The sequence below is a fragment of the Bacillus cereus group sp. BfR-BA-01311 genome (assembly GCF_022664295.1).
Classification (GTDB): Bacteria; Bacillota; Bacilli; order Bacillales; family Bacillaceae_G; genus Bacillus_A; species Bacillus_A cereus.
Genome location: NZ_JAKUHC010000004.1, coordinates 140,129 through 164,965 on the forward strand (window position 1 = coordinate 140,129; position 24,837 = coordinate 164,965).

Genomic DNA, 24,837 nt, shown 5'->3' on the forward strand with positions numbered 1-24,837 from the left:
TGTTTTTGATTTTATCAGTCCTGTAATATACAGGGCTGTTGCTTTATTAAACTACATCTCCTTCTCTAATAACCGCCCTTTTTTGAAATAAGTCCGTAGTGTTGAACGATTGGCCAAAAATACACCAATCAATATAAGACAAGCCCCCATTCCCATTGTAGGATTTAAAGGCTCTCCTAAAATGATATATCCCACAATTATTGCAATTAATGGTGATACATATAACCACGTCGATGGAAATACTGGATTTGTTTTTGATAAGAGCCAGTAATATAATCCATGTCCACCAATCGATCCGATAAATATGAGATATAAAATAGGCCATTGCACACTCCATGAAGTTAATACGGTTACATTTGGTTGTTCTACAATAATAGATGCGATGAGTAGTAAAATCCCTCCATAAAACATTTGAATACCGTTAATAAGAAATGGTGATACAGTTGATAAATCTGACAGTATTTCTTTCGAACGAATAGAGCCTATTCCGTAAAATAGCTCCCCTATAACTAAAACAATACAAGCAATACTCCATATGAAACTTACTTGTTGATGCATTCCTTGTAAAGAAACAAATATAACACCTATTAGTGCAATAACTAAAGCAACGAGTTGTTCCTTTTGTAATTTCTCCCTATTCCTCTTTGCTTGTATTAATAAAATCATCATTGGTCCCGTAGCAGAAAGAACAGCAGCTAATCCCGAAGAAATATATTGTTCTGACCAATATAAACTTGCGAATGTCATAAATGTTAAACAAAATCCAGCATACATAATGCGTTTTGAAAATATATGTGGCATAATTTCTTTTCGCTTTAATTTAAAAATAATCATAAGGATTATGCCCGCTAAAAAGAAGCGAATTCCTGCTGAAAACAACGGTGGCGCCCCTGCTTCAATTCCAATTTTTATCGTTAAAAATGTTGTCCCGAAAATAATACATACTAAAATGTAATTAAAAATGACCATTTTTCTTCCTCCTTTTTACTCTTAAAATGAGTATAGAGGGTATGGTGTATAACAGTGTATCGGTACATATAACAGTTACTTCAAGTTGTAGTTGATTCCCTATATATTTTTCGCTTTAATTAAATTAAAAAGAAAAATAGGTGAACCTATGAAGATTGTATTGCGTAAAGAATCAAACATACCGTATTACAAGCAAATATATATGCAAATTGTTGAAAGAGTACAAAGTGGTATGCTTTCACATGGTGAATCCCTTCCTTCTTTACGTTGTATGGCCACAGATTTACAAATCAATGTATTAACTGTTCGTAAAGCTTATAAACAGTTAGAAACGAAAGGGTATATACGCATCGAACAAGGAAAAGGTGCTTACATATATAAACGTGTAAAGAAAGATTTCAAACCGATACCGTATAAATGGCAACAATCAAGATCTATTAATGTTATGCGTTCTCAATATGCAATGAATAAGCACCGTAAATATTATAATTTTTCACAAGCAATTCTGTATCCTCGTCTGTTACCAAATCCATTTTTGGCAGATGAAATGCATAAATTGCTGGATAAAAATCCGATGTTGTTAGCAACTTATGGGCCAGTTCAAGGCGATTATGAATTGCGAGTTGAAATAGCAAATTACTTAAATAAACACCAGAAATTAGTGACGGATCCATCTCAATTATTAATTACAAGCGGAGCACAACAAGGAATTGATTTAATTGCTCAAACATTATTAAAACCTGGAGATACTGTATTAGTAGAAAGTCCGTGTTACAGTGCTGCGCTTGATGTTTTCATCAATAAAGGTGTTCAAATCATTCCTGTTTCTCTTGATAATCATGGAGTTCGCTCCGACTTAATTGATGATATTTGTCAAAGTAAAAATCCCGTTTTATTGTATACGAATCCGACCTTCCAAAACCCGACAGGTACAGTAATGAGTAAAGAACGCAGAATGGAACTTATAGAACTAGCGGGGCTATATCAATTTTTTATCATTGAAGATGATTCTTTCGGAGAAATATATTTTGAAGATGCTATAATCCCGCCCCCAATCAAAAGTTTTGATAAGGATGGCCACGTAATATATATAAAAGGATTTAGTAAAACGTTAGCACCAGGACTGCGTATCGCGGCGCTTATTGCCGATGGTCCTATTTTTGAATGGCTATATGCAGTAAAAGGTTCAATGGATATCGGTAGTCCTTTATTAACACAAAAGGCACTTCTACCGTTTTTACGTGCAGAACGTATGAAAAACCATTTAGAAAAATTACGTACAGCTTTACAAATGAGACGTGATTTAACAATTGATATATTATCGCCATTAAAAGAACTACACTTTGAAATACCAAATGGAGGTTTTAATTTATGGATGACACTACCTGATTCGATAGATCCCTTTACCTTATTACAAAAAGCAAATGAAGTAGATGTCTCTTTTTTACCAGGAACAGCTTGTCTATTAAACTACGAAACAAATGATAACCAATTAAGAATTAGCTATTCAATGTTAAACGAGAAAGATATGGAAATCGGATTAGAGAAATTACATGATACAATACGAAAAAGTATTTGTTAGAAGCAATATCACATTAGCCAACAATAAATAATACCCGAAAATGTATAGTATGGGATATTATTTATTGTTGAGCTTTTTCGTTATTCTTAACAACCGATTTTAAAACTTGTCTTTCTTTTAATTCTTCAACACTACCATATTGATCAATAACAATTGCTTTCATTTCCTCTCCTCCTTGCTGTTTATTTTAATAACATACAATTATTTCTCAAAATTTTTTGCCTTGAATTAACATATAATTATTTTTGGGGGTAATTATGCAAGAAGCATTATAAAGTGAAACTTTAATCAACCCTCGCCAATCGGGCTTTTCCGGGCAGTTGGTCCCCTCCCAACTTCTTTACTTTCCCGGAATTTTGAAATGGGACTCTTACTGCCCGGCAAATAGCGGGATAAATTCCAATACGAATCTTACACACATCTTAGAATCATCCAAAACTGTTTTATTAATTAAATTCAAAAGAAATGAGGCTAACTATATGAGTGAAAAGATATTTAAAATAAACGGAATTGATATATGTACAGAAAGCTTTGGGAACCCTAAGAACCCTGCTATTTTATTAATTATGGGCGCTACATGTTCCATGGTTTATTGGGACGAAGAGTTTTGTGAGCTGTTGGCTAGTACGGGGAAGTTTGTTATTCGCTTTGATAACCGTGATGTTGGACGCTCTGTTGCCTATGAACCTAGAACTTCCAATTATACAGTAACAGATATGGCTGAAGATGCAATCGGAGTATTAGACGCTTATCATATTGATAAAGCCCATCTTTTTGGTATGTCATTAGGTGGTATGATTGCTCAAATTGCCGCTGTAAAACATCCCGAAAGAATTTTGACGCTAACTTTACTAGCGACTAGTGTAATAGGATCTGATAATAATACTCGCGATTTACCCCCAATGGATGAAAGGATTTTAACACATCATGTAAAGAGCGCAAGTATAGATTGGACAAATAAAAATGATGTGGCAGAATATTTAGTTTCAGGATCTCGTCTATTATGTGGATCAGAACGAATATTTGATGAAAATAGAGTTTATACACAAGTAAAACAAGAAATAGAACGCGCAAACAATTTATTAAGTATGTTTAATCACGCTTTACTTCAAGGTGATGATGCATATGAAGGTGTACTTCACTCCATACAAGCACCAACATTGGTTATTCACGGAACAGACGATACAGCACTCCCATTTGAACATGGCCTCGCACTAATTGATGAAATTCCAAACTCAGTACTATTAACTCTTAAAGGGGCAGGCCATGAAAACCATCCAGATGACTGGGAAAGCATAATTAACGCTGTTTCTAAACATACATCTAAAATTTAGATAAATAACTAATGGAAGGGGGCACAAATTGTGCCCCCTTCTAGTTACAAACAAAAACCCATCACTGTATTCGTATGTATAGTGATGGGGACTTTTTATATTTTTCTATGTTTAAAAAAATGGACAATCTAATTGATCAACAGATTCCCATAATTTTTTTTTTGCATTTTCGGTGGATGTATTTGTGTCTAGTGTCATGTTTTTAAAAGGGTTTACTTCGACTTTTAATAAGGATGAAGGCTCCACATATAATGAGAAAACATGGCTGCTTGGTAAAGCTTTTGAAACGTCAATATCTCCAACTTGTTTAAATAGTTGCTGCGCAGCAAAAAAGAAGAAATTAGTTGGATTTGATTGTTTATTCAGCCACGCAAGCATTTCAGGTGATACCGATTTATGAATATTGATTTTTACTCGATCACCACGTTTATATCGCCTAGATCGCATACTTCCACCAACTAACTTATCGTTAAGTTTGTAAATCCTAACTCTTTTTGCTTATGCTCTCTATATTTTGGCGAACAAGTATAAACTAATAATCCTCGTGCATTTGTAAATAACGGATTATCTACAAAGATTACATTTTTGAGTCGTCCTTTTTGCTTTAAAATCATTTTTAAACTATTTTTAATAATTACTGCACCCCCGCCATAAATAAACACGTATGGATCGTCTTTCATATCATCAATTTTATTTATAATATCTGTTGCAACACGTGCTGCTAAACCTAATAGCGCTGGCTGTGATTCCTCAACTAATAAGGTATTTCTCGGATGCTTATCATTTAAATAAATTTGATTGAATTCTGTAATACTATCAATCGTTTTAGTTGGATACTTCCGGTTCCATCTCGTAATGATTTGTAGTAACGTCTCTTTTACACCATAAGATAAACCTTTACTTAGTTGCGGACGGAAATTCACCCCTAATGAAACGACTTCTTCTGTCGTCCCTGCACCAATATCAAAAGAGAGTAGAGTTTTATCTACAAAATCAATTTCAGAAACTTGATTTTGCTCACATTCTATTTTATGTTTCACAACATTTCCTTCTTCATCGTATACAATGCCCCACGTACCAGAAGCGCCCTCCGGCAGGCATTTACAATACTCAATTGAAACATTAATTGTCACATCGCGTCCGTTCGGATAATGGAAAATAACCTTATGATTTCCCATATAACGTTTTGCATTTTCAGCAGCTATTTCTTGTGTAATAAGCTGCATAGGAAGAGCGACAGATAAATCATAACGAATATTAATATGGCTAGAAGTTGGACTTTGACGCATAGCGCTTACCGCCAAACCTGATAGTATTGTAATAACCATTAACTCATCCGTTGACTTATTCGATTTCTTCTCTACCTCAGTACCTTTTAATTGATCTTGAATAACTTTTTCTCCAACGATGTATCGTACATTATTTAGCATTAACGATGGCGAACTTATAGTCACATCAATGTGGTTTTCTAATTCAGATAATGAAACATCTACCTCATCTAAGAGTCCTGTAGGCTCACCTATATATAAAGAATAAATACTCGGAATAAAAATAGGGTCTTGCCCTTTCACCATTAACTTCAAACCGTTGTTTCCTGCATCTGCACCAGCTTTTAAAAGTATAGACATAACTACCCCCTAAATTAATCTGACATCCCTTCCAAATATATGCGAGCCCATTCTTTTACATTCAAATGTATTGTAATTTTTTATTTATCATAAAAACAAAATATTGCATACTTACATATTGTGTGTAAAAAGTATTTGACATGACACTTTTCCAATTTTATACTTATATTTGTAAAGAGTTTTTTACAATCGAGGGGGCAATTATTTATTGAATACTAAAAAAACTATTTTTATAATCATTGTTTTAGCATTAATTGCAATACTAGTACATGGCACATATAAATACATAACTGAAGGTTCTATTTTAGGTGGTACGATTTTTGCTATTTCGTTAATACTTAGTAATTTAATTAATCACATTACTTGGGGAGATCCCCACGGTGTGTCAGAAGAAAGTCAAGATGAGATGGGACAACAAATTACATATAAAAGCTTTAAAATTGCGTATTTTGTGCTTGTAGTTGTAATGTTCCTTTTATTAATCTTCTCCGAAGGATTTTCTATGGGGGCTAATTTAGATGGAGTAAAAAATCTCCCCCTGTTCATCGCAATTTGCTCTTCATTCTTTATTTATCCTATTGTCGAACTCATAGTTGCAAAACAATATAAGTAAAAAGATGAGGTTTTCTACATGTAGAAAACCTCATCTTTTTATATTTACATACTCTCTACAATTGCTTTTAATTTATTCACAGTCCGCCAATTCCTAACTGTAGCTGGTGTATGTAACTTCTGAAACTGGTTCATTAATTTAGAATTTCGAATGCTATTTTTGAAAAATAAATAAACGACCTTCTCATCTATATAGCAATCTTCAAGTTCACTTTTAAATGTAAGCAATTGACTACTCTCTTCTTCAGAAAGTACATTAGCTAAAAAAGCAATATGAACACTTTCTCCTTCTAACAATGAATGAACTTCATATGGACATTGTTTAATAATATTTATAAATTCATCATGTGTTCTTAGCATGACTGGAACATCGAAATCAAATTCTTTTTTTATTTCAGATTGTATTTGGTCCTTTAGAAAGTTTATACCTTCCTCAGATTCGAACACAATATTACCACTCTGTATATATGTTTTCACTTGTTTTAACCCTATTGATTCAAACACTCGTTTTAAATCAGCCATTTTGATTACTTTATGGCCACCGACATTGATTCCTCTTAGTAATGCAATGTAAAATGTCATATTATCCCCCCCCACAGTAAAATGAACTTATCAATTGAATCGGTTTTCCCACTCATATTTCTCGGATATTTGTTTTAATTCTTCTAACATATCATGAATAGATAATACCTCAAATAAAATAATAGATTCACTTGAAAAATGGTGATGATAATGATTTGGTTTATAATCTTTTAAATCATTTTTATAACTCCAAAATTGCTTGTCTAATTCAGCAATAAGTTTGAAATGTTCCTCATCAATTTCATTACAACGGTTTCTCAATATAGCAATTATAGAATGAATTGTTCGTTGTAATATTTCTCTTTCACTTTGTGACCAGTCACAAGTCTCAATTGATACCCGAGCTAAATTATCTATATGGTAAATGATTTGCTGTAATATATGAAGTTGCTTCTGCATCGTTAAAAAGCTTCTCATTTCCTTCTTTGTATGTTGATGATATTTCCAATCTTTCTGCTCATATTGAACAAATTGTATCGCCTTATGCAATAATAAAGTCAATTTAGATAAATCCTGAGCAGTCTCCTTTTTCACACCTTTTCCTGCAACTAATGCAGTAATCCATTCTTCCATAATATTTGCTGTTTTAGCAAATAGATCCTCTGTACATCCAAAAATCATTTTCGTGTAGTGGGGTGGAAAAATGAAAAAATTCACTAAAGTAGATACTATAATACCAGTAGATGTAGTAGCTAAACGAATTAAAAATGCAGTAAAATAATGATTTGCCGTAATTGGAATCATTGCTACGGCAGTTAAAGTTGCAACTAAAGTTCCCGCATGTAACCTTAGTTTTTGACATGTAACGATCGTAAACATTGCAGCTAATGCATAAGAAATTGCTTGGTGGCCTAGGAAAAATGTGAAAGTCATGGCATATGCCGATCCAATTGTTGAGGCCGGAAAGCGAATAAGTCCTTTTTTTATTGAGTCTGTTGCAGTTGGTTCAATTGTAACAATTGCTGTTATTACAGCAAAAATAGTTGGGATGTTAAAAAAATCACAAACTAACACTGTAAGAAAAACTGCAATCCCAGTTTTAATCACTCTTCCTCCAACGATATTCCATTTTCTATCTTGATTCATTTTTTATATCCTTCATTCCTGTTTCATTTTATATACATATATTATATATTGTTAAAATAAAAAAACCTACTACTTGAATATTCAAGAGTAAGTTTTCTATCTCATTATTTCATTATAGGTAAATGCATTATTATTTGTTGGCCAATTGGTCCCATTCTTCTAAAACCTTTATCTTGGAAACCAACTTTTGCATATAAATTTTGTGCAGGAATATTTCTTTCATTCACAGCAAGTACAACTTCATTTTTTATTGGAAAATAACGTTTTACAAACTCTTCTAATAATAACAATGACTTTTTAGCGAATCCTTTTCTTTGTCTATTGTGATTAATAGAAAATGACGTTAAAAGTAAAGCATCCTCATTATCTGTGAACTCCTTTACTCTATCTCCCGTTTCCAATGCGAAAAGACCCACCGGTACCCCGTTGTGATCTAAAATAACAATCACATTTTTTGTATAATCACTTTTTGCTTTCTCCAGTAATGCGCTTGGATCTGATGTAAACTGAACTTGTTCACTTGGTAAAGTAAATGTTTGTATAACTTCTTTATATTTCTCCTTATACGGAGCTAATTGAATTTCCCCTGTGTGTATGTTCATGCTAAACTCTCCCATTTTTCAGCTTATTAACTTATACCTTGCTGTGCTTTTGAATGCACTCTTCCATCTAAAAAGGTAATTTCAACAAATGAATTTGGATCGTTCCCTTTCCAAGCAAAAATTTGTTTAATTTGTGTAGAATGCTCTACCCCTTCTTCTATAAGTAAATCTCCTTCAAAACCAATTAAATCTTTCACTTCTGTATAAGTCATTCCTTCATTTATACTCGAGAAATGATTTATATTGATAGACTCTTTCTGTTGCCTTTCCATCACAGTAGAAGAAGTTGCTGTTTGGTTTTTCACTTCTTTTCTCTGTTCACACGCTGTCATACTGAAACCTAAGCATAAACTAAACAATATACATGCGCTTTTTTTCATCATAACAGTTGTCCCTCCCATGATAATTAAACCATATATTCCCTTAAAAATAAACTGAATATTTAATATTATATTTAAAAACCTCGTACAATTAAGTACGAGGCTAATTTCATTTATTCAAATGATTATTTGATTGATCATCCTGTTCTTTTCTTAACTCTTGTTCTTCATCTTTTGGTAATTGTTTATCATTATCTTTAATTGGATTCGTTTCTCTATTTTCTATCATATCATTTGGAACTTGTGGCATTACTCGGCCCACAATAGCGGCTAATTCATCTAGTATACCTTCACCTGTTTTTCCTTTTTTAATTTGCTTTCCGATTTGTTTGAGGCGTTCATACGTATCAACATCTGCTACAACGACTGCATTAGCACCGTCAGGGTCATTTTTTAAACTTTCTGCAACAGAGTATTTAATTGATTCAACTCGAGTTCGATCAAGTTTTGCTTTTACATCAATACCTACAATAGCATATTTTCCAACAACGACCGCTGTTGCATCATTCACACCTGGCACACTTGCTGCTAAAGATGCTAAATGATCTGCTGCTTTTTCATTTGGCTTATTTGATTTATTCGTATAATTAACATTTTTCATTGAAACATTTTTTTGTTCCGGCTTTTCGTTTGGATTGTCTTTTTTTCCAATACTGCATCCAGTTATAACGAAGCAAAGCATCAATATATATATTAGAGTTTTCATTATTTTCACCACTTCACTATTAAGGTTTAATCATAAATTTTTTCAACAGCTTGCATTTTCTTTACCTTTTCCTCGGCCCCGCTATTAGCATTAATGAATATTTGGTACGTATCTTTTCCTAAAGTGCCTACAAATTCATAGCAAAGCACTTCATTATGCAAATCATTGACTACTAAAGCTTTACGTTCTTCCATGACTTTTACATCCGGATTGATTTTCTTTCTTGCTTCTGCTGCAGTTAGCTTTGCCGATGGAACTGCTCGCTTTTGATGTGACGCTAAATATTCTTTTGCGGAGAACCCAACGATAGAACCATCATCTAAAGCAATTTTCATTTGGATTGATTCTGGATAAATTCGTACTCCATTTTCATTTACTACATACGTAAATACACCAACATTATCATATTGAGAGCTATCATAAAGCTCCATATTATTAAACTTATGGTCCTTTAAAAATTTCAAACCTTTACTACCTGCATCGTTTAAACTAACTTTCTGTTCTTTAATTTCGCGGTTATTCATAACCCAAATTGGATATCCGCCTTTTCCGGTAATATCCATATAGAACTCATTGTTCGTTGCTTCATCTTTAATTTTCACACTATAGAAGGATTCTTTCGCACCTTTTCCGCTTTTCTCAACATCTACTTTTTCATTTCCTTTTAAATTCAAAAACGATTTGGCAATTTTCGCCGCTTCATCTCTAGAAATTGCCTTTCCTTCCGCTTCAAATCCACCTTTTTTATTTTTTTGCGCACTTGTAAAGGTCGGTCCGAAGTTTGTAGAAGAATATGATGTTACGTTTTTCTCTACAGTTTTCAATCCATCAATAATTGTGTTATCTGCTGGATCGCGATTTGATGCAAGTGCCATTTCTACATCCATCCAGCGTAAATTATTTTTCAAAACAAGATGTTGTACTTTTCTTAGTTCATCTTGTATATTTCCTGCATTTGAATATAAAGTTTGTAGCGTTTTATATTCTTGCTCATTTAACGGCTCTTTTTCTAAATCACGAATGGCTGCACGGTAACTGAAATCACCGATATTCGCTAAAAATTCTTCCGTTTTATTAAATGGCATTAATGTTAAAGGTAGTTGTCCTACATCTGAGCGAGCTTCAGATGTTAAACGCCATACATCCGCTAATGCAGGTGATAAAGATGATCGTGAATTCATCGCAAGTGTTGTGCCAATTTTATCGTGTAATAAATCGACTTCGTATGCTAAATCATGGAATGCACGTTGATAGCTATTTTCCGCTCGAATTAAAACCGCATTTTTCTCTTGGTGCTCTTTATAGCCCCAATAGCCTGTTCCTACTACACCGACTGTTAATAATACAATGATAATACCTCGTAACATTGTCCCACCTCCGCTCTATTTACAGAAAATATGTTTACCGATTTTTTTAATTTGTGGACGAGTCCAAATCCATTTACTAGTCGCAGTATCTGGATTGAAATAATATAAAGCATTTCCTGTTGGATCCCATCCGTTAATCGCATCTAAAACTGCTTTTTTTGCTGTTTCATTTGGTGTTAAATATATTTGTCCATCGGCTACCGCTGTAAATGCTCTAGGTTCAAAGATTACACCTGAAACAGTATTTGGGAATGACGCACTTGTAACACGGTTCAAAATAACAGCAGCTACTGCAACTTGTCCTAAATATGGTTCACCGCGTGATTCTCCGTATACTGCGTTTGCCATAAGCTGAATATCATTTTGAGAATAACCATTCGGAACATTTGTCCCTTTATTTTGAGGTGGTTTATTCTCTTGTGCAGTGCCACCACTATTTCCTTTATTCGTTGTCGTCCCTTTATTAGCAGTTGACTTGTCATACTTCGTTGCTTTCACGAGCATTTGCTTCGTTTTAGCTCCAGCTAAACCATCAACGGGTAATCCAAATTTCTCTTGAAAATTCCGAAGTGCCCAATATGTACCCCATCCGAAAACACCATCTACTTTTCCCGTATAAAATCCGTTATATTTTAAACGAGATTGCAGTTCAATGACATCTTCGCCCGATGCTCCTCTTTGAATGACTTGATTAGAAAATGCTTCTACATTCTTTAGTTGTATACTACTGACCATTAAAGACAGTCCTATGAACGCAAGTAAAACCGCTATTTTAAAAATAGCTTTTTGGCGCATAATTTTCCCTCCTTAATTATGTAAATGATTTCTTGGTTATGTTTTGTAAAAGCCTCGCTTTTATGTAAAGAAGACAAAAAAATCCAAACTAATATCGTAGAAAGAAAATGTAAACAATATAAAAAAAGGATAAAAGGAGTTCATCATGAAGAATTTGTTAAAGCGTGTCGCACTCGTCCTTCTGTTCCTAACAACATGTTCAAATGTATATACAGGCTCATCAATTGTTCATGCGCAGCCGCCGTATGCAAAATGGGGTAAGCTTGCTGTAGAGAAAACGAAAGAAAAGTACCCAAAAGCAGAGATTATTGATTACCTTCATATAGGTAGAAAACCAAAAACCGTTCAAATAACAGTTGAAAAATTCAAATTGTGGCTACGTGAAGACGGAAAAGAATATGGTGTTTTTGTTGATGTGGAATTTGAAACGAAGACGGAGAAATTTATTAAAATGTCGTTTCAGAAGACGAGTAGATAAAATGAAAGAAACCCGGCTATTTAGATTCATAACAGCCGGGTTTCTTTCATTTCTAAAATTCTTTTCTAAAATATCGATTCCCTAAAAATCTTACCAATATACAAATAGTGCCAATTACAACTGCTATCCCTATACTGTATAAAAGTACTCTACCATATCCACCTATTCTCGGATCTAAAAATGGATAAGGATACCAATTCACGATTGGACCACGAATTAAGCTATATACAACGTAAAAAAACGGGAATAAGAGCCAACTTGAAGCTTGTTTCCAAGTGATTTTCTTATTTGGTGGATTTAATATCCAATCTAAAAGCATAGCAATTGGCATGATATAATGTAACACCGTATTTACCCATGGTATTGCCGTTTGAAGTGATTCTTCTAACCCTCTTAATAATAAAAAATAAATGAGTCCAGTCGTAAGTATGTATACCGTTGCTGCACCACGAAGTATACCAAACTGTTCTGATCGACCAAATGTAGCTGTTCCGATACTACTTAAAAGGAGAATACATGCAACTAAAATGTTACTTTCGATCGTGAAGAAACTAAAAAAGTTAACTGGATTGAACGGTTTCACTTGTGCCCGTATTATAAATTGCGTAATGATTGCACTAAATGCTAGAAGGCTTAAACATAGTCTAAATAAAGATAAAATTTTTTCATCTTTCATACATTCCCTCCTTTTCTTATATATAATTAGAATTTCCCTGTACATGCTCAATAAATAAATTTAACGGAACGAGCCCACGTTTTGGCATATGACTACTTATAATAGATACTACTTCTAATTGAGGAATGATAACGATGTATTGTCCGCCGTATCCCATAGCGAAATATATACAATACGGTATGTGAAATCTTTCGTTATGTAATACCCACCAGTGATATCCATATGCGCCGACATGTTCATATGTTTCAAATTGCGCTCTACTTGACTCTTCTAACCATTTCGCTGATACAATTTCTTTTTCATTCCAATATCCATTTTGCAAACATAATTTTCCTAATTTTAATAAATCGGTAGATTTCATTTTCATACCGAAGCCACCTACATATATACCCTGCGGATCTTGTTGCCACTCGTATTCGTTAATTTTTAATGGATCAAATAAATATTTCTTTGCAAACCGCTCTGTCGACATTCCAGTAGCTTCTTGAATAATATAGCTCAGTAAATGAGAAGAACCTGAATTATAATTCATTTTTGTAGCAGGTTCTTCAATTATTGGCTTTTCTAATATGTACTGTACCCAGTTCTCTGATTCTACAAAGTCATTTGGGAATACTACTCCATTCCCAAACTCTTTCCAGTCCTCACCAGTAGTCATTGTTAATAAGTGATATAGCGTTAAATCATGTTTTTCCCCAGGTACATTTTCAATCCACTCTGTAATTGATGTATGTATATCATTTATATAGCCCTTATCAATTGCAATACCAATTAATAAAGATACGATACTTTTTGTAATCGAATTTATTTTATATAAGTTATTTGCACATTCGGGTGTTTTATAATACTCAGTTGTTAATTCCCCTTTTTGATAAACAAGAAATGTATTCACTTTTTTCTTTTCGAATTTATTTTCTAGTTGCTTGAAATCCAAAAACTTTACCTCCATTTAAATAGTTACTCCATTTATTATATCTTGTTCCTTCATTTTAAACATAATTGTGCTCAAATAAAAATAAACCTGTCAGCCATAATGAACTGACAGGTTTATTTTCATAATTTCGTACGAACATTCCAAAGCTCTGGGAAGAATTGTTGATCAAGTACTCGCTTTAAATAAGAAACACCGGAGGATCCACCTGTACCCATTTTATGTCCAATAATTCTTTCTACTGTTTTCATATGACGGAAACGCCATTGTTGTAGCCAGTCTTCAATATCAATCAATTTTTCAGCAAGCTGATATAAATTCCAATATTTTTTCACATCCGCATACACTTCAAGCCATGCCGCTTCTACTGTTGCATCTTCTTCATAAGGCTGCGTAATATCACGGTTTAATACATCTTTATGAATAGGGAATCCTTCTTTTACTAATGCTTGAATCGCGACATCATATAGACTTGGTGCATGTAGCGCTTTATGAAGTCGTGCATGTAATTCTGGATCCTTTTCATAAATTTTTAATGCGTGTGGCGTTTTATAGCCAAGTGCATACTCAATCATACGATATTGATACGATTGAAAACCTGAAGCTTGACCGAGTGAATCACGAAACTCAATATATTCTGATGGTGTTAATGTCGCAAGAATATCCCAAGATTGAATAATTTGAGACTGAATTTTTGATACACGTGCTAACATTTTAAAAGCTGGTTGTAATTTATCTTGTTTAATAGATTCAATCGCCGCATTTAGCTCATGTAAAATGAGCTTCATCCAAAGCTCACTTGCTTGGTGAATAACGATAAATAACATTTCATCATGATGGTCCGATAATCTTTTTTGAGAAGATAGTAAACTATCTAATTGTAAATACTCCCCATACGTCATATTCTCTTTAAAATCCGTATGAATCCCTTTTTCCATAATTACTTTTTCATTTTCCTTCATATTAGCCAAACGCCCCTTTTATATGATTCTACTTATATTGGTCTAATAACGGCTCGAACTGGACTTCCATCTGCATCAGTTAATGCAAGTGGTAATGCAATAAGTTCATAATCACCGTCTGCTACATGATCTAGTACGACATTTTCTAAAATATGAATTCCATGTTTAAATAATTGATGATGCGCTGCTAATTCTTTATCATCTAGCGGATCAACTGATGGTACATCTACTCCGATTAAACGAATACCTTTCTCTGAAAGAAACGACGCTATGTCTGCACGTAAATGAGGGATCACCTCTGGAAATTCTTCAGCTTTTCCATGTGAAGATGTACGTAATAATAATCGTTCTACACCTTCTAAATGAAAGCTTTCTAATTCCTTTTTCCCGATGCTTTCAAGATTAGAAACGTCAATAATCCGTGCTGGGCCAACATAAACTTGAACATCTAAATCCAATACTTTCTTTCCATCATTATCAAAATGAAATGGTGCATCAATATGAGTGCCTGTATGAATACTCATCGTTAACTTTCCGACATTTACTGAGCCACTTTCTTCTTTTGACCATGAAACTTCATACGAGAACGGTGTGTCTCCTGGCCACGTTGCAATATTATTATTTAGCGGTTGTGAAATATCAATCCACTCTGATGTTTTCATATTTATGCCACAACCTCTCGCTTATTTTCAAACTGCTTATACTCTTCATTTTTCATAATTTTCTTTAATATTTGTACAGATTTCCACACTTCTTCGTATGTGTTATATAAAGCGACCGGCGCAAGTCTCACCCCATTTGGCGCTCTAAAATCTGGAATTACTCCATTTGCTTTTAGTGCTTTACATATACGTGCTGCTTCTGCATGCTCTAAATAAATGTGCCCACCTCGTTTTTCATCCTCTAATGGACTTCCAATTGTAAATTCGAAATCTTTTAATTCATTTCCAATTAAATTCAGCATGTATCTCGTAATATGTAAAGATTTCTCACGTAAACGTTCAATACCAGCATCTTTGAAAATTTCAAGTGAACCAATTAATGGTGCTGTACTTAAAACGTGCGGTGTACCAATTTGATAAGCACCTGCATGATCAGCAGCTGTTAATGTATGCTCCATATCAAACTGCTTATCTTTTCTAGAACTAAACCATCCAGACAACCCTGGTAGTCTATTAAAATGTTTATTATTCACATAAATTCCTGCAACGCCACCCGGTCCTGCATTTAAATATTTATAATTGCACCAAACAGCAAAATCGACATCCCAATCTTTGAAATGATGCGGAATAGATCCTATTGAATGGCATAAATCAAATCCGATATGAATGCTGCGTTTATGAGCTTCCGTTGTTAAACGTTTCATATCCAGAATTTGACCACTTCTATATAAAACAGAAGGTAATAAAATTAAAGCGATATCATCTTCCATCGCATAAATAATATCTTCTTCAGAAAGTGTTCTACCATCTCGGCTTTTCACTCTTACTAAATGCTCCTCTGGATCTAATCCTTTTAAACGAATTTGACTTTGAAGTGCATAAATATCTGATGGGAAAGTTAATTCATCCGCAAGTATTTTTGTACGTATTCCTTTTGGTTCGTAAAACGTCGCAATAACTTGGTGTATATTTGTAGTTGTAGAACCGGTTACAATAGTTTCTTCCGGTAAAGCACCAATAAGAGGGGCTGTAAGTTTACCTAATTTCTCTGAAAGGAAAAACCACGGGTGCTCACCTTCTGTCCAGCCGTCAATGCCATACTCTTTCCACGAATCTAGCAACGTAAGTAATGATTTCTCTGCTCTTTTTGAAAGTAGCCCTAATGAGTTTCCATCTAAATATATAGTACCTTCGTTTTTATAGAATTCAGTTTGAAAATCTTTCAGTTCATCATGTTTATCACATTCAAGCGCATACTCATAAGTTGGTTGAAATGGTTCTTTATACATGGTGTCACCTTCTCTTAATTTTCTTTTTATTCTAACTAATTGAAATATATCACCTTAATTGATACAACGTCAATGATATTATGTCAGTTGACTTTATATATGAACTTCTTTTACAATACAGTTATATTTTCAGATATTTCAGTATAAAGAGGTGATTCTTTGAAAAATTCTACTCTTTCATCAAGAAAACACCGCTCCTTAGAAACGAAGAAGAAACTATTACACTCTGGTTACACTATTTTTATAAATAATGGATTTCAAAAAACGACAATTACACAAATTATTAAACATGCAGAAACTGGTTATGGAACAGCATATGTATACTTCAAAAACAAAGATGATCTCCTAATTAGTTTAATGGAAGATGTTATGAATCAATTTTATAATATTGCTGAGCGCTCTTTTTCTCCACAAACAAAAGAGGAAGCACGTATAATGATCCAAAATCAAGTTAGAGCATTCCTGCAATTAGCAGATGAAGAACGCGCTATTTTGCAAGTTGTAGAGGAAGCGATAGGATTATCAAGAGAAATACGGCAAAAATGGGATGAGATTCGGAAACGTTTTATAACAAGTATTAAACAGGATATTACTTACTCTCAAGAAAGTGGATTAGCACAACCTAATTTAAATAAAGAGATTGTAGCACGCGGTTGGTTCGCGATGAATGAATCGTTTCTTTGGACTATTACGCAAAATGATAAAAAGATTAACTTAGAGGAAATTGTGTATACGTTAACGGAGATGTATACGACCGGGTTATATAAATAGCACACCTTCAATAAGTAAGGTGTGTTATTTTACATCTATAAAAATATATTATCTGGGTATGGTAGCGCTAAAGTAGGCTTTTCAGAAAATGAGAAATATTGTAGTTTTAAAGATTCACCATCTATCGATTTCAGTTTTCCACTAGTAATTTCACATTCAAACACAACAACAATATATTCTACTTGATCGCCATTCGGATATATATGACGGAACCTTTCCCCTCCAAATACCCCTTTTTGTTTTTTTACTTGCACTTTCAAACCCGTTTCTTCCCACACTTCACGAACTACCGCTTCTTCTGGAGTTTCTCCAGGCTCAATTGCTCCAGCTGGCAAACTCCAGTATTCCCCGCCAGGATATTGAAACAAACTATCTCCCTGCCCATTCTTTATAACAGCAGCTACACTCGGTATTAGAATTAGTTCATGGCCTAATTGCTCACGGATTTTTTTATAATATAGCGACATCGACATATAATTCTCTCCCACTCCAATAATAAACAACTGTATTTTCTGACACCTATTGTATAATAATACCAATAGCAATTTCTATATAGAAAGGATAAGAAAATTACTCCCCTTTATATCTGCTACACTAGATAATTTATACAGTTCTAAACCTCGTGTTTTCCATTCTTGTGAATCTTGTTTAATTATCTTTTTAAAATATTTTAGTAGTGGCCATAAAGCATACTCCTTATGATCTACATAACTAACAACATCCCATTTTAACTTTTCATTAATTTCACTCATAAGTTCGGGTATTACTACTTCACCATATTTTTTAAAACATTATTGACTATTTTTATTATGAAAAGGTCGGAGCAGGAAATTCATCAATTTTGATACGAAGTAAACTATAAGGTTTCTGTCGTAAGTCTTTTCCATAATGAAATCTAGGCTGTCGATGTAATTGGTTCACAATGACATACAAATATTGATCCGGACCAATTGAAAAAGTATCCGGCCACAAAATTCTCGGATCATGTGCGATAGTTTCCATTATGCCATTTGGAAATATCTTACGGATACTGTTGTTTTCATAATCTCCAGCATAAACAGTTCCCTTTGCATCAGTGATCATTCCATCAGACGCACCTTTTTCTCCCCAATACTCCACATGATAAGGTAAATTCATGTCCGGTATCGTTCTGTTTCTCAGGGCTTCTGTTGAGATCGAGAACAAATGCCGACTGGTTAGTGGAGCAAAAAATAATATCTTTCCATCGGGAGAAATCGCAAGACTATCAGACGCCAACCTAAATGGAGAAGTTGAACCGTCTTTGTTTCGATTCATTAAAATTTGACCTTCTACTTTCGGTAAAAAATAGGGATCGGGTGAAGTTGAATTTGCTCCATTTAACCGTCTAAACGCGTTTCCATTTGATAAATCTACGACGATAATAGCTCCTGGTCCTCTCGAAGAAGAATCCGTTATATAGGCATAACCTGCTTTTCCAACACGAAAATCAAAACGGACATCATTCAGATAAGTTGTAGGCAGGACAACATCTTCTGTAAAGGTATATACTTTTCTTATTGTATTGGTTTCTAAATCAACAGCGACTAATTTTGCTCCCCCTTTAATAGGTTCAGAAAAATTGGGTGCCGCTGTATCTAATATCCAAAGCGTTCCCCTTCCATCAGCAACTACACTTTGGACACTGATGAAAGTCATTGGGATATTCTCGGGGTTAGCCAAATTGGTTTGTAAATTAGGATAAGGCTGCAATTTATCCTCAAAAATTTCCGCCACCGTAAATTTAACATCGTCTCCCCATTTCGGAAAGCAAATGAAAATACGACCGGTTTCTGAAACAGTAACACCTGTAGGCATAGCCCCATAAAATGCATAAACTAGTTCTAAATTACCGAAATATTTTTCACTAGGTAACATAGGTTTCATAATATCCTCCTCAAGCATTCAAACGGGATATCTCCTATATATGATTTATATTTTTTCTAGTGCATGTTTCTTAATAAGTTTTTCTATACGAAAAGATGATTGAATTGATTGTTTTCGAAATTTAATAAGTCTGTCAGAAGAAAGGAAGCATTTTAATTTAAAGGTCTCCAGATGAAGTAGAATTCAATTAGCAGGTAGCGAAGTTCAATATTCCCGAATCAACGTTAAGCTGGTATAAAAAATGGGGAAATTTCCCCATTTAAATTTGTGAAAAAATGTACTTAAGCTAAACTGCCCGTTAGTTTAAGTGTAACACTTCACAAACAATATTTTGAGTATTCTTATTATTACTGTTTCCTCAACAATCTGGCCCTTTATTTTTTTAGGATTTTTAGCTTTTAGGTCTTGATAATAATTTTTAGTGGTTTTATTAACAATTTATATTTAGTAAATGTGCTTTTCATGAATTTGATATAAGTCAAAAGAATTACCTGTCCAATATAACTACGTATGTTAGCCCACTTCTTCTTTATCCAGTCTACTTACAATTCCAACTATAAATTTATATTCAACCCTCCTCTTCTTATCTTTCTTAAACCCCTCTTTCGTATCAAAAATAAAACAAGTTTTCCGAAACCAAATACGTATGTATAAAGACTCAAAATAAACAGGTTTTATAATTCCTCGTTCTTCAAATTCAGTTCCATCTTTATTTTCGGTTTCTGTTCGAACGAACCACCTATTCCCGATTCCAATTTCAATGTACTTCACACACTAACCCCCATTAGGAAATTTCCCTTCTAACAATTCTATTATTTCCCCGGTAAGCGCACATTCCGACAGAACATGAGCCCACAAAGAAAAAGTAGATTACAAAAATCTACTTTATAACTTATATTTTTGCATTCGTTTATAAAATGTACTACGGGGTACATCTAATAGTTTTGCAGCTAATGAAACATTTCCGTTTGTCTTTTGTAATGCTTCAATCATGCTATCACGCTGTATTTTTTCGCGAAAATTCAATGTATGTTCGGTTTTATTTTCAACTTGTAACTCAAGTTGTTGTTGATTTCCCATCATTGTTTGTATCAAAAAAGCGACTTGTTTTTCGCATATTTCCCGTCCTTGCGACAAAATGTAAATGCGTTCTAATGCATTTACTAGTTCTCGAATATTTCCGGGCCATGTATGTTGTAAAAATTGATTACAAATACTCTTCGGAAATACAACATTCCAATTCTTCCGTTCGCAAAAGTGTTGTATAAAATATGGAATATCCTCTTTTCTTTCTATTAACGATGGAACATATAGTGGATAAACATGTAAACGATAATATAAATCTTGACGGAATTTCCCTTCTTCTACTAACCTTAGTAAATCTTTATGTGTGGCAGTAATAATACGAATATTTACTGGTACCTCTTTTGAACTTCCTATTGGAGTTATTGTGCGTTCTTGTAAAACACGCAATAAGGCTACTTGCATCTCTGGTGGTACTTCACCAATTTCATCTAAAAATAATGTTCCTCCCTTCGCTTGTTCAAATTTCCCTTTATATCCTTGACGTCGCGCACCTGTAAACGCACCTTCAGCATAACCGAACAATTCACTTTCCATTAATTCTTTAGGCAAAGAACCGCAGTTAACAGCTATAAAGGGCCCGTCTTTTCTTGGACTATTTTCATGAATCGCTCTCGCGACATATTCCTTTCCTACTCCTGTCTCACCACATACATACACACTAGCATCAGTCGGTGAAACAAGCTTAATTTCTTCTAGTGTGTGTTGAAATGCTTTGCTTGTCCCGGTAACTCCTGGAAAAGTAATTCCTTTTATAAATGTGAAAGCAGAATATGTATTCATTTGTTTGTTTTCCTTTAAATACATACATTTCCCGATCATTCTTTCATTACTATATACCGGTATCTCTAATTTAGTTTCCAATCCATGGTGCACTAAATCTTCAAGTTTCATTCTTGACCAATTAGTTACTCGTTCCCGAACGCTCTTACTCGCAGAAACGATAACATCACGATGATTACAAATAACTACTTGTTCATCACTATCAATGACATCTAAAAAACGATGGATTAAGTGTAATTCATTTTGATGAACTTTTATGCTACATTCACGTTCAATCGCATGTGCAATTGAAGTTACCATACCGAGCATATATGGATGTGAAAATTCAATTGGACAGGAGAAATCTAGAATACCAATTAATTTCCCATCATCGTTATGAATGGGAGCAGCCGCACAACTCCAGCTATGAGATGCCACGGAGTAATGTTCAGTACCACTTATCATAATAGCTTCTTCAATTTCTAGCGCTGTTCCTATTGCGTTTGTCCCCACAGCTGCTTCCGTCCATTTTACACCTTCAATAAAATTAATATGTTTCGCTCGCTTTAACGTTTGTTTATTTCCACTTAACGATAGAACGTAACCATCTGGATCGATTAATAATGCCATCATTTGTAGTTCATCAATGGTTTTTCTCATATTTTGTATTTGAGGTAGTGCTATATCAAGGAAAATTTCACTCTTTTTCTTTTGTTCTCGAAAAATATGAGAAGACAAAATTTTCTGACCTTTATTCATGTGAGGATTAACATTAGCCTGTTTACATCGATGCCACGATTCTGAAATTCTTTGATTTATGCGATTTGAATCAAGAACACCTTCATTAACAAACTTTTTCCATGCATGTAAGTAAAACGGTGAAGCTAACATTGTATCATCTCCCTTTTAATTGTTTTGGAGATTTATAAAACATACTTTTATTATAAAACTGAATAAAAGCGTTTTCAATACAACTAGCAATACGACACAAATATGTTAATAATTTGAATATCCTAATACACTTCTTTATTCTTTTTTAGTAGCACTATATTTTGTATAATGGACGCAAAGAAAATAAAGAACCAAAACCACTTTTGTGGATTACCATTTATAAAGAAAACAATCACGGCTATTGCAAATAAAATAACGGATGCTAAACTAAAATATAATTTTGTTTTAATTTCTATTATCCCTCACCCCTCTGTTACTTTACAGTACATACTAACTCTTCATTTTTCATCTCTACTATGTACTCCTGTAAAACATATTCTTTCCCGCCATGGTTTTCATACCATTCATGTATTCCTTTAATATGCCTCTCGTCACTTCTAATTTTCGATTCTATTTCATTATACTGTTCATAACTATCATATTCCCATATGGCAAATACTTCAGACGTACCATTCTTATTATCTTTCATCCAGCGTCCTATTAGCCTAGAACCATGCTTTAATTGATTAGGTAAGTTCGTATTATTGAAATGATCATTAAATACTTCTATGAATTCATTTTTCACTACATAGTACTTCCTTCTGTAAAACATACTTCTTCACCTCTTTCATGAAAAGTATTAGTAAATCTTCCCATCAATACCGTATTATAATACTTTCCATCCGATAGTCTTTTGTCATTTTTCAAAACGCCTTCTACTTCAAAACCTAATTTTTTATAAAGATGAATAGCTTTCTCGTTTGTCTCTAATACTTGTAAAGATATTTTATTTACTGCATTTTCATCAGCCCATTTAATAGATTGTTGTAATAGGCTCTTCCCCATTTTATATCCCCAAAACTCTTTTAAAATGCAAACGCCAAACTCCACTTTATGAGATAATCTCTTAAAATTTGATCCTTCACACCTTGAAAATCCAACGATTCGATTGTGCACTTCTGCAACTAAAAAGAGATTCTTCGTCTCTTCACTATCTGTTTTTATTATTTTTTGAAATTCTAGATTATCTATAAATCCCTCTCCAGCATCTCTATCCATATTTTCAGTTTCTCCATCAATCTGAACTCTAATTTTCGATAACTGGTCAGCATCTTTCTCAGCTGCAGAACGAATTGTATAAGTTAATCCATTTATATGAAACTCTTGCTCTTTTACAATCATGTCAAACTCCTTTCAAATGAATATAATGGTGCTATTACAATTTGTTTACCTTGTTTCTCAAAGTCCTGAACAGTTTCTTTACTAGCCTCTTCGTCAGTTATAATAATGTCAATTTTTTTTAGAGACTCTCCTCTTATAAAACAATCTATTCCAAGTTTATTATGCGGAACTAAACAAATATTTCTTCTAGCAATTTCACTTACTCTTTTACTAAAATAAGCAACTTCAGGTGTTGCGGTACTAATACCTTGTAATGAAATGCCTCCACCTGTAGAGAAATACAGATCAATAGAAAATCTACTTATCAATTCAGAGGCAAGTGTATCAGTAATATTCCCTGAAGGTTTTACTTTTCCGCCAATTAAATACGTATCAATATTCTTATATTCTCGTAGATAACCAGCTATTTCTATAGAATTCGTAATAACCGTAAATGATACTTCCGGTAAATATTTCAGCATCGCATTATGAACGGAAGCCCCACCAATAAAAATTGAATCACCTTCTTGTATATAAGATACCGCAACTCTTGCAATTGTGTCCTCATATATTGAGCTATCACTATAACGTTTAGTTGGTTCCGCAGCTAAGTTTCTCACTCGCGTAAGTTCAATTGCACCTCCGTGCGTTCTTTTTAATAAACCATCCTTTTCCATAATAGACAAATCTCTTCTTATAGAATCAATAGACATATCAAATCTTTCCGCAAGATCCTTTGCTATTACTCTTCCATCTGTATTAAGTAGTTCTAAAATTTTCTCTCGACGTTCTTCAGTAAACATGTTATCACCACCGTTATTGAAGGTTCAGAAACTTAAACTTTATTTTAATTATATGCATGCCTCTTCCGTTTTACAATATTTTCAATTCTTATTTATTCCGTTTTATACAGTCTTCTCCCTCTTTCTATCCTGTTAACTTGACAACCAAATAAATGTATATCTGTATATTACGCAAAAATACTTCCATTTACCTTCCTGTTGATGTAAAATTATTCCTATGTTTTACTTTTTAATACAGAAAGGGATTACTATGAAATCATTAATCAAAACGACATGTACAGCATTATTATTTACTGGAATATTAACAGGATGTAATAGCAATACTACATCAAAACAAGAAAAAAGCGCTCTCGAAAAGAATGCAATGCACTATGGAGAAATAGTTAAAAACGAATACTATAGAGCGACAGTTGAGAATGCAAAGTTTGAAAAAATAGACAAAGAGCGGCGCCTTACTACTCGTGTTATGATTAATAATGTTCGAGACGATGGACAAACTATTGATCTTTCGGAAATAAAATATTTCATACAAGATGAAAAAACTGGTGAGAAATATGAAGGTGAAGCTCATCCAATAGATGACGAGCACTATAAAAATGTTCCACACGAATTCTCTTTAACTACTGACGTTGTATTTGAACTGAAAACTTCACCAAAAGATTTAAATAATATGTATTTATACATAGATAGCAAAGCAGCGCCGTTAACAGATACATATTGGAAGCTTGATAATTTAGTATCTAAATAGAAAGACCAGTCTTACATGACTGGTCTTTTACAT

At 33.6% G+C, this 24,837-nt stretch carries 28 protein-coding genes; 6 read left to right on the forward strand and 22 right to left on the reverse strand.

Features of this window, described 5'->3' with window-relative positions; translation table 11 throughout:
- Window positions 1-51 precede the first annotated feature (51 nt).
- Window positions 52-969, reverse strand: a complete 918-nt coding sequence (locus MR136_RS11265; protein ID WP_242259395.1) for a DMT family transporter — start codon at window positions 967-969, stop codon at window positions 52-54.
- Between the two features lie 148 nt (window positions 970-1,117).
- Between MR136_RS11265 and pdxR the strand changes: the two genes are divergently transcribed.
- Together pdxR and mle are read left to right on the forward strand one after the other, a co-directional pair.
- Window positions 1,118-2,551, forward strand: coding sequence for a MocR-like pyridoxine biosynthesis transcription factor PdxR (gene pdxR, locus MR136_RS11270; RefSeq protein ID WP_242259396.1), 1,434 nt, complete (start codon window positions 1,118-1,120; stop codon window positions 2,549-2,551).
- 479 nt (window positions 2,552-3,030) lie between these two features.
- Entirely contained in the window at window positions 3,031-3,885 is an 855-nt protein-coding gene (mle, locus tag MR136_RS11275) for a BCA family alpha/beta fold macrolide esterase (RefSeq protein WP_017673308.1), read from the forward strand.
- A 111-nt stretch (window positions 3,886-3,996) separates the two neighbouring features.
- Here the strand turns inward: mle and MR136_RS11280 are convergent, their stop codons facing one another.
- Together MR136_RS11280 and MR136_RS11285 are read right to left on the reverse strand one after the other, a co-directional pair.
- Window positions 3,997-4,332, reverse strand: coding sequence for a hypothetical protein (locus tag MR136_RS11280; protein WP_001257760.1), 336 nt, complete (start codon window positions 4,330-4,332; stop codon window positions 3,997-3,999).
- An 11-nt stretch (window positions 4,333-4,343) separates the two neighbouring features.
- Window positions 4,344-5,513: a ParM/StbA family protein gene (locus MR136_RS11285; protein ID WP_000025622.1), complete on the reverse strand. Its 1,170-nt coding sequence runs from the start codon at window positions 5,511-5,513 to the stop codon at window positions 4,344-4,346.
- 208 nt (window positions 5,514-5,721) lie between these two features.
- On the opposite strand from MR136_RS11285, the gene MR136_RS11290 reads away from it, so the two are divergent.
- Window positions 5,722-6,126: a hypothetical protein gene (locus tag MR136_RS11290; RefSeq protein ID WP_001093141.1), complete on the forward strand. Its 405-nt coding sequence runs from the start codon at window positions 5,722-5,724 to the stop codon at window positions 6,124-6,126.
- A 44-nt stretch (window positions 6,127-6,170) separates the two neighbouring features.
- On the opposite strand, the gene MR136_RS11295 is transcribed toward MR136_RS11290, so the two are convergent.
- The 7 genes from MR136_RS11295 to sleB all read right to left on the reverse strand — a co-directional run bounded on the left by MR136_RS11295 (window position 6,171) and on the right by sleB (window position 11,643).
- A complete protein-coding gene (locus tag MR136_RS11295) occupies window positions 6,171-6,707 on the reverse strand; it encodes a DUF1697 domain-containing protein (RefSeq protein WP_000145145.1) in 537 nt (178 codons plus the stop codon).
- Between the two features lie 30 nt (window positions 6,708-6,737).
- Window positions 6,738-7,793 carry an aromatic acid exporter family protein gene (locus tag MR136_RS11300; RefSeq protein ID WP_001070829.1) on the reverse strand — a complete coding sequence of 352 codons (1,056 nt, stop codon included), beginning with the start codon at window positions 7,791-7,793 and terminating at the stop codon, window positions 6,738-6,740.
- Window positions 7,794-7,897: 104 nt separating this feature from the next.
- A complete protein-coding gene (locus MR136_RS11305) occupies window positions 7,898-8,410 on the reverse strand; it encodes a GNAT family N-acetyltransferase (protein WP_002025890.1) in 513 nt (170 codons plus the stop codon).
- Window positions 8,411-8,421: 11 nt separating this feature from the next.
- Window positions 8,422-8,778 carry a hypothetical protein gene (locus tag MR136_RS11310; protein WP_000976446.1) on the reverse strand — a complete coding sequence of 119 codons (357 nt, stop codon included), beginning with the start codon at window positions 8,776-8,778 and terminating at the stop codon, window positions 8,422-8,424.
- A 106-nt stretch (window positions 8,779-8,884) separates the two neighbouring features.
- Window positions 8,885-9,481: a YhcN/YlaJ family sporulation lipoprotein gene (locus MR136_RS11315; protein ID WP_000854053.1), complete on the reverse strand. Its 597-nt coding sequence runs from the start codon at window positions 9,479-9,481 to the stop codon at window positions 8,885-8,887.
- Between the two features lie 26 nt (window positions 9,482-9,507).
- Window positions 9,508-10,848 (reverse strand): germination protein YpeB, encoded by a 1,341-nt coding sequence (gene ypeB, locus MR136_RS11320; protein WP_242259397.1) that lies wholly within the window; start codon window positions 10,846-10,848, stop codon window positions 9,508-9,510.
- Between the two features lie 15 nt (window positions 10,849-10,863).
- Window positions 10,864-11,643, reverse strand: coding sequence for a spore cortex-lytic enzyme (sleB, locus tag MR136_RS11325; RefSeq protein ID WP_001249053.1), 780 nt, complete (start codon window positions 11,641-11,643; stop codon window positions 10,864-10,866).
- A gap of 145 nt (window positions 11,644-11,788) precedes the next feature.
- On the opposite strand from sleB, the gene MR136_RS11330 reads away from it, so the two are divergent.
- Window positions 11,789-12,121 (forward strand): YqzG/YhdC family protein, encoded by a 333-nt coding sequence (locus MR136_RS11330; protein ID WP_000793371.1) that lies wholly within the window; start codon window positions 11,789-11,791, stop codon window positions 12,119-12,121.
- A 52-nt stretch (window positions 12,122-12,173) separates the two neighbouring features.
- Here MR136_RS11330 and MR136_RS11335 read toward each other — a convergent pair whose 3' ends face one another.
- The 5 genes from MR136_RS11335 to kynU form a co-directional block, all read right to left on the reverse strand.
- A complete protein-coding gene (locus MR136_RS11335; RefSeq protein ID WP_000650955.1) occupies window positions 12,174-12,797 on the reverse strand; it encodes a Pr6Pr family membrane protein in 624 nt (207 codons plus the stop codon).
- A 16-nt stretch (window positions 12,798-12,813) separates the two neighbouring features.
- On the reverse strand, window positions 12,814-13,731 hold the full coding sequence (locus MR136_RS11340) for a serine hydrolase domain-containing protein (protein ID WP_000346250.1): 918 nt from the start codon (window positions 13,729-13,731) through the stop codon (window positions 12,814-12,816).
- A gap of 119 nt (window positions 13,732-13,850) precedes the next feature.
- Window positions 13,851-14,690: a tryptophan 2,3-dioxygenase gene (gene kynA / locus MR136_RS11345; protein WP_000661957.1), complete on the reverse strand. Its 840-nt coding sequence runs from the start codon at window positions 14,688-14,690 to the stop codon at window positions 13,851-13,853.
- Between the two features lie 32 nt (window positions 14,691-14,722).
- Window positions 14,723-15,352: an arylformamidase gene (kynB, locus tag MR136_RS11350; RefSeq protein WP_000858074.1), complete on the reverse strand. Its 630-nt coding sequence runs from the start codon at window positions 15,350-15,352 to the stop codon at window positions 14,723-14,725.
- A gap of 2 nt (window positions 15,353-15,354) precedes the next feature.
- Window positions 15,355-16,641, reverse strand: a complete 1,287-nt coding sequence (kynU, locus tag MR136_RS11355; RefSeq protein ID WP_242259398.1) for a kynureninase — start codon at window positions 16,639-16,641, stop codon at window positions 15,355-15,357.
- Window positions 16,642-16,800: 159 nt separating this feature from the next.
- Here kynU and MR136_RS11360 point away from each other — a divergent pair, with 159 nt between their 5' ends.
- On the forward strand, window positions 16,801-17,412 hold the full coding sequence (locus tag MR136_RS11360; RefSeq protein ID WP_098583847.1) for a TetR/AcrR family transcriptional regulator: 612 nt from the start codon (window positions 16,801-16,803) through the stop codon (window positions 17,410-17,412).
- Window positions 17,413-17,447: 35 nt separating this feature from the next.
- Here the strand turns inward: MR136_RS11360 and MR136_RS11365 are convergent, their stop codons facing one another.
- The 7 genes from MR136_RS11365 to MR136_RS11395 all read right to left on the reverse strand — a co-directional run bounded on the left by MR136_RS11365 (window position 17,448) and on the right by MR136_RS11395 (window position 24,056).
- Window positions 17,448-17,885: an NUDIX hydrolase gene (locus tag MR136_RS11365; protein ID WP_242259399.1), complete on the reverse strand. Its 438-nt coding sequence runs from the start codon at window positions 17,883-17,885 to the stop codon at window positions 17,448-17,450.
- A gap of 334 nt (window positions 17,886-18,219) precedes the next feature.
- Window positions 18,220-19,317 (reverse strand): major royal jelly family protein, encoded by a 1,098-nt coding sequence (locus MR136_RS11370; RefSeq protein ID WP_242259400.1) that lies wholly within the window; start codon window positions 19,315-19,317, stop codon window positions 18,220-18,222.
- Between the two features lie 513 nt (window positions 19,318-19,830).
- Window positions 19,831-20,088 carry a DUF3977 family protein gene (locus MR136_RS11375; RefSeq protein WP_242259401.1) on the reverse strand — a complete coding sequence of 86 codons (258 nt, stop codon included), beginning with the start codon at window positions 20,086-20,088 and terminating at the stop codon, window positions 19,831-19,833.
- Between the two features lie 114 nt (window positions 20,089-20,202).
- Complete coding sequence (locus MR136_RS11380) at window positions 20,203-22,053, reverse strand: sigma-54-dependent Fis family transcriptional regulator (RefSeq protein WP_242259402.1); 1,851 nt, start codon at window positions 22,051-22,053, stop codon at window positions 20,203-20,205.
- Window positions 22,054-22,366: 313 nt separating this feature from the next.
- Complete coding sequence (locus MR136_RS11385) at window positions 22,367-22,705, reverse strand: NIPSNAP family protein (protein ID WP_000499992.1); 339 nt, start codon at window positions 22,703-22,705, stop codon at window positions 22,367-22,369.
- Window positions 22,678-23,274 carry a GNAT family N-acetyltransferase gene (locus tag MR136_RS11390; RefSeq protein WP_242259403.1) on the reverse strand — a complete coding sequence of 199 codons (597 nt, stop codon included), beginning with the start codon at window positions 23,272-23,274 and terminating at the stop codon, window positions 22,678-22,680. Before MR136_RS11390 ends, MR136_RS11385 begins: the two co-directional genes overlap by 28 nt.
- Window positions 23,271-24,056 carry a DeoR/GlpR family DNA-binding transcription regulator gene (locus tag MR136_RS11395; RefSeq protein WP_119683515.1) on the reverse strand — a complete coding sequence of 262 codons (786 nt, stop codon included), beginning with the start codon at window positions 24,054-24,056 and terminating at the stop codon, window positions 23,271-23,273. The genes MR136_RS11390 and MR136_RS11395 overlap by 4 nt, the downstream gene beginning before the upstream one ends.
- Before the next feature lie 250 nt (window positions 24,057-24,306).
- On the opposite strand from MR136_RS11395, the gene MR136_RS11400 reads away from it, so the two are divergent.
- Window positions 24,307-24,804, forward strand: coding sequence for a hypothetical protein (locus MR136_RS11400; protein WP_000838466.1), 498 nt, complete (start codon window positions 24,307-24,309; stop codon window positions 24,802-24,804).
- The last annotated feature ends 33 nt before the right edge of the window (window positions 24,805-24,837 follow it).

Bases quoted from the DNA above. Each gene is read 5' to 3' on its own strand.
- MR136_RS11265 (WP_242259395.1), bottom strand. From the start codon at position 969: ATGGTCATTTTTAATTACATTTTAGTATGTATTATTTTCGGGACAACA.
- pdxR (WP_242259396.1), top strand. From the start codon at position 1,118: ATGAAGATTGTATTGCGTAAAGAATCAAACATACCGTATTACAAGCAA.
- mle (WP_017673308.1), top strand. From the start codon at position 3,031: ATGAGTGAAAAGATATTTAAAATAAACGGAATTGATATATGTACAGAA.
- MR136_RS11280 (WP_001257760.1), bottom strand. From the start codon at position 4,332: ATGCGATCTAGGCGATATAAACGTGGTGATCGAGTAAAAATCAATATT.
- MR136_RS11285 (WP_000025622.1), bottom strand. From the start codon at position 5,513: ATGTCTATACTTTTAAAAGCTGGTGCAGATGCAGGAAACAACGGTTTG.
- MR136_RS11295 (WP_000145145.1), bottom strand. From the start codon at position 6,707: ATGACATTTTACATTGCATTACTAAGAGGAATCAATGTCGGTGGCCAT.
- MR136_RS11300 (WP_001070829.1), bottom strand. From the start codon at position 7,793: ATGAATCAAGATAGAAAATGGAATATCGTTGGAGGAAGAGTGATTAAA.
- MR136_RS11305 (WP_002025890.1), bottom strand. From the start codon at position 8,410: ATGGGAGAGTTTAGCATGAACATACACACAGGGGAAATTCAATTAGCT.
- MR136_RS11310 (WP_000976446.1), bottom strand. From the start codon at position 8,778: ATGATGAAAAAAAGCGCATGTATATTGTTTAGTTTATGCTTAGGTTTC.
- MR136_RS11315 (WP_000854053.1), bottom strand. From the start codon at position 9,481: ATGAAAACTCTAATATATATATTGATGCTTTGCTTCGTTATAACTGGA.
- ypeB (WP_242259397.1), bottom strand. From the start codon at position 10,848: ATGTTACGAGGTATTATCATTGTATTATTAACAGTCGGTGTAGTAGGA.
- sleB (WP_001249053.1), bottom strand. From the start codon at position 11,643: ATGCGCCAAAAAGCTATTTTTAAAATAGCGGTTTTACTTGCGTTCATA.
- MR136_RS11330 (WP_000793371.1), top strand. From the start codon at position 11,789: ATGAAGAATTTGTTAAAGCGTGTCGCACTCGTCCTTCTGTTCCTAACA.
- MR136_RS11335 (WP_000650955.1), bottom strand. From the start codon at position 12,797: ATGAAAGATGAAAAAATTTTATCTTTATTTAGACTATGTTTAAGCCTT.
- kynA (WP_000661957.1), bottom strand. From the start codon at position 14,690: ATGAAGGAAAATGAAAAAGTAATTATGGAAAAAGGGATTCATACGGAT.
- kynB (WP_000858074.1), bottom strand. From the start codon at position 15,352: ATGAAAACATCAGAGTGGATTGATATTTCACAACCGCTAAATAATAAT.
- kynU (WP_242259398.1), bottom strand. From the start codon at position 16,641: ATGTATAAAGAACCATTTCAACCAACTTATGAGTATGCGCTTGAATGT.
- MR136_RS11365 (WP_242259399.1), bottom strand. From the start codon at position 17,885: ATGTCGATGTCGCTATATTATAAAAAAATCCGTGAGCAATTAGGCCAT.
- MR136_RS11370 (WP_242259400.1), bottom strand. From the start codon at position 19,317: ATGAAACCTATGTTACCTAGTGAAAAATATTTCGGTAATTTAGAACTA.
- MR136_RS11380 (WP_242259402.1), bottom strand. From the start codon at position 22,053: ATGTTAGCTTCACCGTTTTACTTACATGCATGGAAAAAGTTTGTTAAT.
- MR136_RS11385 (WP_000499992.1), bottom strand. From the start codon at position 22,705: ATGTTTTACAGAAGGAAGTACTATGTAGTGAAAAATGAATTCATAGAA.
- MR136_RS11390 (WP_242259403.1), bottom strand. From the start codon at position 23,274: ATGATTGTAAAAGAGCAAGAGTTTCATATAAATGGATTAACTTATACA.
- MR136_RS11395 (WP_119683515.1), bottom strand. From the start codon at position 24,056: ATGTTTACTGAAGAACGTCGAGAGAAAATTTTAGAACTACTTAATACA.
- MR136_RS11400 (WP_000838466.1), top strand. From the start codon at position 24,307: ATGAAATCATTAATCAAAACGACATGTACAGCATTATTATTTACTGGA.